Origin of the sequence: Arthrobacter liuii (assembly GCF_014639275.1) — a bacterium.
Classification (GTDB): Bacteria; Actinomycetota; Actinomycetes; order Actinomycetales; family Micrococcaceae; genus Arthrobacter; species Arthrobacter liuii.
Genome location: NZ_BMFW01000015.1, coordinates 83,305 through 92,432, shown reverse-complemented (window position 1 = coordinate 92,432; position 9,128 = coordinate 83,305). Strand labels below are relative to the sequence as shown.

The window sequence follows — 9,128 nt, the reverse complement described above, 5'->3', positions numbered from 1 at the left end:
GAATGCCACACCGTGACACTAGAACAAATCCCATTAGTGCGTGAAAAACCATGAAGCAGCCCGCATCACCGCAGGTCAGCACGATACGCTCCCGAAATATCCCGGCCCATGAGCCAAGTCAGGTTGGACGGATAGTAGCCCGATTTGGATTCATACATCTGTCCGGCCGTATCAGGCGTTCCGTCAAGGTAGTTTGCACTCCACTTAGCATCATATGCCGGGCCGGGAAACGCACCGATCGGCACCTCTCCACTCGTGAAGTCCTCAGTAAATACCTGCTTCCAACCGGCAAGGTCCCCAACCGGCATTGCAACCCCATCAGGTGAAACCGCATTGCTGGGGGCGCTCTTGGGAGGCGCCACTTCCGCACCTTGGCTGTCCGTCGTAATCGAGGTCCCAGTCCCATGCACGTCCCTCGACCACGACGCTTCATTTGAAGAAAGAATAACCACTTTACATGCGGCGAATGAAAGTACGGCAAGCAAAATTATCGTGAGTGTTCCAATGACCCATGGGAGTCTTTTCAATTATATCTCCTAGAAGCACCTTTGGTTATGCAAGAAGGCATTCAGGAAAGCACGCTTCCGCGACCTCCTCCCGCGTGATGGATTCACTCGGCCGAATATGTCCGCCGGGGCCCAGGTTTCCTGATTCCGAGGGCAAGCAGGCCCAGTGACAAAAATGCGAGGGCAGCAGCTGCGAAGGAGGGGTTCCACCAGTGGACGTAAAGCATGATTGTGGCACTTAGGGCGGCTATAGCCAGGCTCAAGGCCATAGTGAGTGACAAGAGCAGCGGTGCCAGTCGGTTTCCCAACGCTGTTTGCATCCGCTCAACTCCGATGAACAAAATAAAGGCCCCTCCCGGTCCCGTCAGCAGAAATAAGCCCACAACGATTGCGCGGATGGCTCCGGGGCCGGAGTAGGCCAGTGGGGCTGCGGCGAGGGCAATACCAGCCAGCGAAGCCCTGGCCAGCAGATAATTATTTGCCAAGATTTTCTCCTTCGATGTGAAACAGGACTCCATCTCCGTTTTGATATACCGCTGACCATTTCGGATCCTTGGAACAGTCGCTTAAGAAGTCTGGAATAGAACCGGCCGGTCCGACTCCAAGGGCATCAGCCGCATCCTGTTGGCTCTTGGTCACAACTAAATATGCGCCGGCATGACCGGCGATCTTATTGACCGTGTCGCATGTCAAGCGGGAGGCGACCGGCTGCGCCTGAGCTGGCAGTAAGGTGATGTATTTATAGGCCGCATACTGCTGAAACCGCCAAGGCGTATTGTGCAGAGCCTCAATGACAATCGAGCCCTCTGGCGCCTTGTCATACAATTCATCAATCACGCTAATTTCATCTGTGGTGAAGTTTTCCATCCTGTCGTTTCCGTATCGGGTGATCAATGTGGTTGTCGCCAATAGACCGCCGAGTACAACCAACGCGGTTGCCCGAACCCACCCCAGCGACTGCCGCGTCGATTTCGGCATGAAGGCTACAACAACCAAGCAGGCGGCGAACGGCAATGCGAACATGTAGAGACGGAGGAACAACTCCCCCCCGTAGGGCTGGAGCAAAAACAGGGAAATGGGAGCAAAGGCTCCTGCGGTCGCCGTTAGCCAAGGGGTACGGCGCTTGTGCGCCACCACCATCCCGATAACTGCCAGCACTATGATCAGCCCCGATTCGACCAATCTTGCGGCGACGACCAGGACGTGCGCCTCGCTGCCGGATATTCTGCTGATGAAGGCTTTGGAGACAGTGGAATTTACGGCGCCGATGGAGCCCAGGAGTTGGTTGATGTGACCGGACCAATAGGGCTCCGCCACAACCACTAGCCACACGAACGCCAATATTCCGGCGAACGGGACCAGGAACCGAATGCTGATCCGTCCGATAGCCAATAACGCAACCCCAACCGTGAAAACTGCAAAAGGGGTAAGTTGGTGGGATGCCGTAATTGCCACCACCAGTACGGCACAGGCCACAGTCAGGGATGCCCCAGCACTTTTGGAAAGGCCGGTTCCTCCCGGGAACCGCGGAATGGTCGGGTCGAGGAACGCTACCCAAGACCGCCACCTGGAAGTGAACTTGTTCCGTGCCACGGGCCGCGCCCACCCTACGAAGGCAGTCATCAGGCTGGCGACCAAAACGATCATCAGAATGAAGGCGTATGACTGCGGGGACAAGTAGTCCTGGCCCACCCAGCTCGCGAGATAGAAGACCCATATAGCCGCCCAGGCCTGGCGCCATTGCGAGGTTAGGCGAGACGCCAACGCCAGGAGGGGCAACATGAGAAGCACGTTGACACCTAATGGTGCCCATGTCGCGATCGCCGTCAGGTCGTGCAGTCCTGAAGCTTCGGAAAACATTGCCAACAGAGCGAAGAATCCAGGCCAACTGAAATATGCATCGATGGTTGGGTCCAACTGTCCGGATTGCGCAATATAGTCCGCAATACCTAGGTGCCTGTAGCTGGCTTCCAGGCGTGGAAGTCCGTGCACGATGGGGTCGGCACCGTGCAATATGACGATAAGGACCAGCACTTGCAGCCCCAGTAGCGCCGGGACATCCCTCTTCAGGGCGAGCGACCCCACGAACCCCACCAGGCTGAGTCCAACTGCGACAAAGTAACCAGTCGGGAGTGCTCCGATGAGGCCAAACTCCCCGATATTCCGGGCGTCAACTTCGCTCAGCGCATTAACCCCCAGCACCACCGCAACGAGTGCAATCAGTGCCAAAGCGATGCAACGGGAGCGGGGAACTCTATCCCGGGCGCGGCGAGGAACCCCGTCCCGCTGTACCAGGGTCACGGGCGAAGAGTCATCGACGCTACCAGTAAGGGACATAATCTTGGCAGTCCTCACAGGGCGTCCACCCCCCGCCGGCCAATCAGCCTCCGGGCAGGAATTCGATATGTATGCCCTGGATCCCCATGAGGGTAAATGCGGCGTAAACGCCACCCGGAAATCAGAGCGGCGATTAGCTGCGCCAGGAGCCATGCTGCCGAAATGCCCGGCAACCCGAAATCGCGGGCTAGGCCGAACGCAGGCCAGACCGCGACAAAACCAGCAAGCATTGCTACCCACGTCGCCTCAGTCAGGTGGCCCCGGGCGCGGCAAACACCGAAGTAGACCTGGGTTACGCAGTTCAGGATGACTGCCGGGACCAACAGCGCGAGAAGCACCCACTGTTGGGCATACTGCGGGCCGAGAATCTGCAGAAGCACCGGTCCAGCGCCGAGCATAATGCCGCCGGCCAAAATGGTGAGTAGGAGACTGACCCGCAGCGCAGGCGCAATCATGGAAGGAGACGACTCCGGCCCGGCGAGTTTCGTCTGCAGTGAGAAACCAGCTGACTGGGGTACGAAAAACACAGCCGACGCCAGCATCCATACCACGTACCAAGCCGCAGTGGCCGAGGCACTGAGCGAGGCGGCTACGACAAGAGGCATCAGATATGAAGGGGCCCTGTCCGCGAGCATGAGGGGGTGGTTCGTTAGCGCTATCCGCAGCAGTCGCCGAATTTGTCCGAACCGCAACCCGAGTTTCCAACGCGGGCCCAAATCTACTTGATGCAGGCGAAGCAACCCCAGGATCACGCTGGCTGCGGCACCGGCCGCAACTGCGCCTACCACAGCATTCAAACTCCGGGATCCGAACGCAATGCAGGCCACGAGAACTCCAAGCTGAACGACGGCCTGCAGCAGACTCCGAACCAGTGCCGCGTCTGCACGGGCCAGTGCGGTGTTTATATGGTCGAGCTGGTAAGCCGTGCTGGCAAACAAGACGGCCGCGAGGAAGTTCATAACGACCAGGGGATCGGACCAGGCTTCTCCGACCCCTGGACCCAGAGCTCCCGTAATGACAAGAAGTCCGATGGCAACCACGAGCGATGAAAGCCCCACGGTCAGCAGGCTGGTGGCCATGAGGCGACGCCCGCCATCCGTTTGCTCAGGTAACAGGGTCATCGTTGCAGATCCGACGCCCATCATCCCAAGTTGCACCGTTAACATGGCGGCTGCGACGACCGCTGAGGCCAATCCGAGTTCGGCGGGATCCAACAGAGATGCGGCTAAGGCCCAAAAAAGGAAGCCCGTTGCCATGGGCGCGATGCGGGCAGCGCTAAGGAACGCTGCATTACCGCCAACTGAATGGCCCTTCGCTGCGGGGCGACAAAGCTCGGTCATCATAGCCCGATAGTTATAGATCAAAAATGTCGTCCAGTAAGGCAAATAGCGAGGCGCCTGGACGAGCGATAAAAGTGTTCCCCGTGCAGTGGCCAGCAGGGGCACAGCCAGGAGCCATGATGCCCGGCGCGGATGCTTGCGGATCGTGAAGGCCATCCCTGCGCCATCCTGGAGCCACTGGTCGCGGGCGAACGCAAAGTCGTCAGCGAAGCGGTGCCTGACGCGGGTAGTCGTGGAAACGCCGAGGCGACAGCCTGCCTTTTGCAGGCGGATGCGTAGTTCGACGTCCTCCCCGGAGCTGAGCTCCTCATCGAAGCCAGCCTGAAGCAGCGTCTCTCGCCGCATAAGGGTTGCGCACACACAAAACCACGATCGAACTCTGCTGTGGTTGTGATGCCAGGCGAGCGCATGCCCCCAGTACCCGTCACCGTCTGACTCGCTGACCAGGCCGAACTGAAGGCCGTCATAACTGCCGCTTTCGAATTCTGCAAGCAGTGCGCGCAAGGAGTTAGGAGGCAGCACTACGTCCGCATCTATAAGCGCAACCGTCTGGCAGACAGCATTTCGAGTCCCCAGCATCCGGGCCGCCGGCAACCCGCGTCCCTCATCCGAGAGAACGCGGGCACCGTAAGACCTTGCGATCTCAACCGTCGCGTCCCGGGAACAGCCGTCGACAACGATTATTTCCCGGGGATTCTGGCTTCGAACTGACTCAAGGCATTCTGCCAGCCAGTGTGCGGCGTTGCGGGCCGGGATAATTACCGAGACGTCGAGAATATCCGTGTCCAAGCTCTCGCCCCCCTTAAGTATCCAACTGGGAACGAACCAGCTTGGAGACGTAGTCGGAAGCCCGATCGGCGGACCACGTGATAGGCAGACGCAAACGTGAGCAGGGGACCGCCTTCAACGCCGATGAGATGATTTCAGCCTTCTGCCCGAAATAATCATCAAGGGGCACGAGTCCCGTGGCCCCCAGCGCTTCTATGAGTCGCCGGGAGACAAGTGGAAGCTCTGAATGAAAATTCCCGACTATCCTCGAGGTCATCCACTCGACGCTGCGGGGTTCCCATTCGGCTTCGACCCCGTCAAAGCGCTCCAAGAAGATTGCCAGCCGTGCCGGTGCACTCGATGAGATATTTTCCGGGCCGAATACTTCCTCAGGATGAACCATGCGATGTTCAGGTGACCAGCGGCGGGTGAAGGAAGCGGTCCGTGGATACCGCACAATAACAGGGTGGACGGCAGTTGCCGCACGTGAAAGTGGCGGAATCAGCCAGCCCGGTGCGAGCGGTTTCCGACTTCCCTGGAAGAGGTCAGGGTAGATGGAGCGGTGGTGCGGTTTGATGAACATGGGTTTCGCGTAGCTCGAAAGCATCCCGTCAGCCCCGAAGAATCCCCAGTCATCGGCCATGAAGCCGACACCCGGAACAGCAAGAAGCTTGGCGACAGTACTTGTTTTTCCTACACCCCCCCATGCCGGCAGCAGCACGCCGGCACCCTTGTAGTTCACCATGGCAGCGTGCACCATAGCCGTTTCTGCACGCACGCACAGCCGATCCAGGAGGGGTACCACGGCAGTCAGCAACTCGCCCCGACCTTCAACCCGGTAGCCGTTTGGAGTTTGGATCACCTGTACACGGTCTGCGGGAAGGAAAAGGGAAGTATCGGTGTAACGATAAGCGTCCTCGGCATGCGATTGAGCGGGAAATTCAGTGGTAGTCCCGCTCACCTGCAACTGCAGAGACGCTGAAGAATCTCCGATAAAGGGTGCCAGCATGTCACGCAGTTGGTCTTCCCCCGGCGTCCCTGCCTCGACGTGAATGGCAACCAGGCCGTGTACGTCGAAGGTGGTGGACGTTGCGTGTCGGCTCGGTGAGAGCCTGATCAGGTTTGTGCCGCTCATCAGGAGCCTGCCTTTACGATTAGATTATCGATGTGGGTATCCCCTAGTTGTCGGTCATGCTCAGAACCAAGCTGGATCCGATCCACGGAGGTGGCCACTGTGCTGACCTGCCCCGAGAAGACAGCTACGTTGTCGAACCACACTTGTACCGTGGTGGCCGTTCCTTTCGGTACAGCATGCATGACTACGTGGTGCCAGCTGTTAAGCGTGATGCTCGAGGCCATCAGCTTCGTATATGTGAAACTCCCACTGGGTGATAGAACCTGAAGCCACAATTGACCATTGCTGTTGTATCTGTATATGTCGGCGAAACGAGTGTTGCCTGAGAAAAACCGGAAATACGGGACATCGTTGCCAGAAACACCAGCCTGGCTGATATCAAACCATCCATCTGCATAAGCACCGGCGGACGGCGCTGGTAAAGCACTTGAAAAGTCAGCTATGGAGCCTGCATCGGCAGTGGCATGGAGGTAAGCCGAACAGGTGCCGGACTTGGCAATTGTCGACGTGACGCTTGCGGTGCCTGTCCCGGACGTCTTCACAAGGAAGCCACTCAGTGTTCCCGATTCAAAGTTGTTCGCCGTCACCACAGTGCCGGGGTAACTGTCTGCAGGGGCAGGCGTCCCCACCCTGCAGGCAGTTGCCGCTTGCGCCGGAACTGCAGCAAGTGAACCTGTGACAATGGGTATGGCAAGGATGGTTGCAGCCGTGGTAAAAAACCTGGTTTTCATGTTTTTCCTCGATTTCATAAGCCTGACCTTTGATCGCGTGATTCTGATACCTGATTCCCTTGTCCGCATTGCGTGACCGCCGCACCTTGCCAGGGTTTGTCCGTGCCATCGAATTGGCATATCAATTCACTGCACTTCCCTCCACTGCCCGCCCGCCACGACCAAGACCTGGTCCCCTTCTTCCCGGCCCGTCCAACGCTGGAGCCGGCGCCCTTGGAAGTACCCGGCAGCAGTGCAGGCCAGGACCGCAATGACGGCGCCGGCGCGGCCCAACCCGTCGGGGCTGCCGTCCCGTCCCCACGACTTCAGGCCAGTGAACACCGCGCGCGGGAGCACACTGCGGACATAACGGCGTTCCGGCCCAAGGGCCCGTTTGTGGCCGACCAGCTGGCTGACCTGAGCTTTGGACAAGCCCTCGGACCAGGACCTGGACATCATGTAGCGCCAGGTTCCCCTGGATGCGGGAACGTGGTGGCGGACCAGCGCCGCGGGTTCGTAGACAATGCGCGAGCCCGGAGAGCCTATCCGGGAGCGGATGCATATCTCGGTCTCCTCGCACCCCAGGGGCAAAGTGCCTCTGCGGCCCAGCGACTGGTTGAAGCCGCCCACCTGCCGCAGCACCTCCAGCCTGAAGGACATGTTGGCGCCGATGACATTGCGGACTTCAGACGCTACGCGGGGCAAGCCGCGGTGGCTGCACCCAACGATCCAGTCCAGCTCCTCGGCGAAGTACCCAGGCCGGCCGGCCTCCCACATGGGGACCACCTTCCCGCCCACGGCCAGGACATCCGGATCGTCGTACAGCGCAACCAGGCGCTCCAGCCAATCCGGTGCAGCCTCGGCGTCGTCATCAAGGAAGGCGACGATGTCGGATTCGGCGAAACCCACGCCTGTATTGCGGGCGCCGGACAACCCGGGCAGGCCCGTGCTCTCAAGTACCGTGACGTCGTCGACGATCTCGATGAGCCGCTCGTACAGGTCCTCGTTGTGGTCGATGACCACAAGCACCTGGTCCGGGGCGAGAGTTTGGTTCCGGATTGATTCGATGACGTCCAGCAGCAGACCCCACCGCTCTGACGTGTAGGCGCAGATCACCACTGACACGGACAGGGGTTTGGCGCGGTCAAGCATGCTGGGCCACCACCGCTGCAACAAGCGCTTCCTGCGGTTTCACGGCCGGAGCGAGGACACTGTGCGGATCCACCGGAAGCCTCGGAAAGCGGACGTTGGAGTACGTGTACCGCACGCGGCGGAGCGCCTCAGGGCGGGCACCCGCTGTGGGCGCCTCCCAAAGGGTGCATTCCCGGGCCAGCGTGTGCAGGACCCGCCAGCCGTCGCGGAACGTCTGAAGGTTGGATGCCCCGGAGATCCGGTCCAGCTCAAGGCTGGGGACCTCAGCGATCCGCAAGCCCCCCCTCGCCGCGCGGACAATGAGCTCGGTTTCGATCTCGAAACCGTCGGACTGTAGCTCCAGCACTTCCAGGCATTCCCGCCGGAAGGCGATGTAGCCATAGCAAAGATCCGAGTAATTGCTGTGCAGTACTGCGTTCGCGAGTCCGGTCAGTGCCCTGTTACCGGCCTTCCGGAGCCGCGTCAGGTCTTCTGACCCGCCGCCAGTGACGTGCCGGGATCCCTTCACGAAATCGAAATCATGCTGGAGCGGTGCAACGAACCAGCCGATCTCTTGCGGGTCCATACTGCCGTCTGCGTCCAGCATCACGATGATATCCCCGGTTGCCGCTGCGAAACCGGCACGGAGGGCCACACCTTTCCCTTTACGGGTTTCGTTGACCACCACTACGTCGGCACGCAGTGCCTTGGCCACTTCCACAGTTTTGTCCTGCGAGCGGCCGTCCACGATGATCACCTCATCCACGTAGGCGGGCATCCGGCGGAGAACCCAGGGGAGGTTCTTTTCCTCGTTCAGCGTTGGAATGACTACGCTGATCGAGGCCTGTGAAGATAAAAGTCCCGGCTCGGCAAACAGAGCTGGAAGTTGGGGCGAAATCGACAATTGCCTCACCACTTCATGACAGTTCGGATTCTTGAGAAGGCCGCGGGCCGTTATGGCGGCGGCACTAACGCTTAATCCGGTCATGGTCTGGTCGCTGTCCCCCAGCAACCCATCGCCAATCCTCTGGCCGTTCCCGGAAGACTACCCCCTACCTAATGCGGGTATCACGAGTAGTAGGTACTCGCTTTTAACCCGCTGTTCACCCCCTGTTAGGCAAGTAAAGGGCTCGGGGGCGGCCTGATTCGTTAGGTATAGGGGATAGTTGACCCCCGAAAAACATTAGGTAGGGGGGTCCGG

At 59.5% G+C, this 9,128-nt stretch carries 8 protein-coding genes; all 8 read right to left on the bottom strand.

The annotated features are described in order from the left end of the window. Nucleotides 1–65 precede the first annotated feature (65 nt). Nucleotides 66–527 carry a hypothetical protein gene (locus IEW19_RS14810; protein WP_188572372.1) on the bottom strand — a complete coding sequence of 154 codons (462 nt, stop codon included), beginning with the start codon at nucleotides 525–527 and terminating at the stop codon, nucleotides 66–68. Nucleotides 528–610: 83 nt separating this feature from the next. Continuing rightward, the gene (locus IEW19_RS14805; protein WP_188572371.1) at nucleotides 611–991 is read right to left on the bottom strand and encodes a hypothetical protein; all 381 of its coding nucleotides are present in this window, start codon (nucleotides 989–991) and stop codon (nucleotides 611–613) included. Continuing rightward, complete coding sequence (locus tag IEW19_RS14800) at nucleotides 981–2,735, bottom strand: hypothetical protein (RefSeq protein WP_229748494.1); 1,755 nt, start codon at nucleotides 2,733–2,735, stop codon at nucleotides 981–983. Before IEW19_RS14800 ends, IEW19_RS14805 begins: the two co-directional genes overlap by 11 nt. Nucleotides 2,736–2,857: 122 nt before the next feature. Further along, nucleotides 2,858–4,972, bottom strand: coding sequence for a glycosyltransferase (locus IEW19_RS14795; RefSeq protein WP_188572370.1), 2,115 nt, complete (start codon nucleotides 4,970–4,972; stop codon nucleotides 2,858–2,860). Between the two features lie 13 nt (nucleotides 4,973–4,985). Then, on the bottom strand, nucleotides 4,986–6,086 hold the full coding sequence (locus IEW19_RS14790) for a hypothetical protein (RefSeq protein ID WP_188572369.1): 1,101 nt from the start codon (nucleotides 6,084–6,086) through the stop codon (nucleotides 4,986–4,988). Then, nucleotides 6,086–6,835, bottom strand: coding sequence for a hypothetical protein (locus IEW19_RS14785; protein WP_229748493.1), 750 nt, complete (start codon nucleotides 6,833–6,835; stop codon nucleotides 6,086–6,088). Before IEW19_RS14785 ends, IEW19_RS14790 begins: the two co-directional genes overlap by 1 nt. Nucleotides 6,836–6,943: 108 nt before the next feature. Continuing rightward, on the bottom strand, nucleotides 6,944–7,948 hold the full coding sequence (locus IEW19_RS14780; protein ID WP_188572367.1) for a glycosyltransferase: 1,005 nt from the start codon (nucleotides 7,946–7,948) through the stop codon (nucleotides 6,944–6,946). Then, nucleotides 7,941–8,831 (bottom strand): glycosyltransferase family 2 protein, encoded by an 891-nt coding sequence (locus IEW19_RS14775; RefSeq protein WP_229748492.1) that lies wholly within the window; start codon nucleotides 8,829–8,831, stop codon nucleotides 7,941–7,943. Before IEW19_RS14775 ends, IEW19_RS14780 begins: the two co-directional genes overlap by 8 nt. Nucleotides 8,832–9,128: the final 297 nt, after the last annotated feature.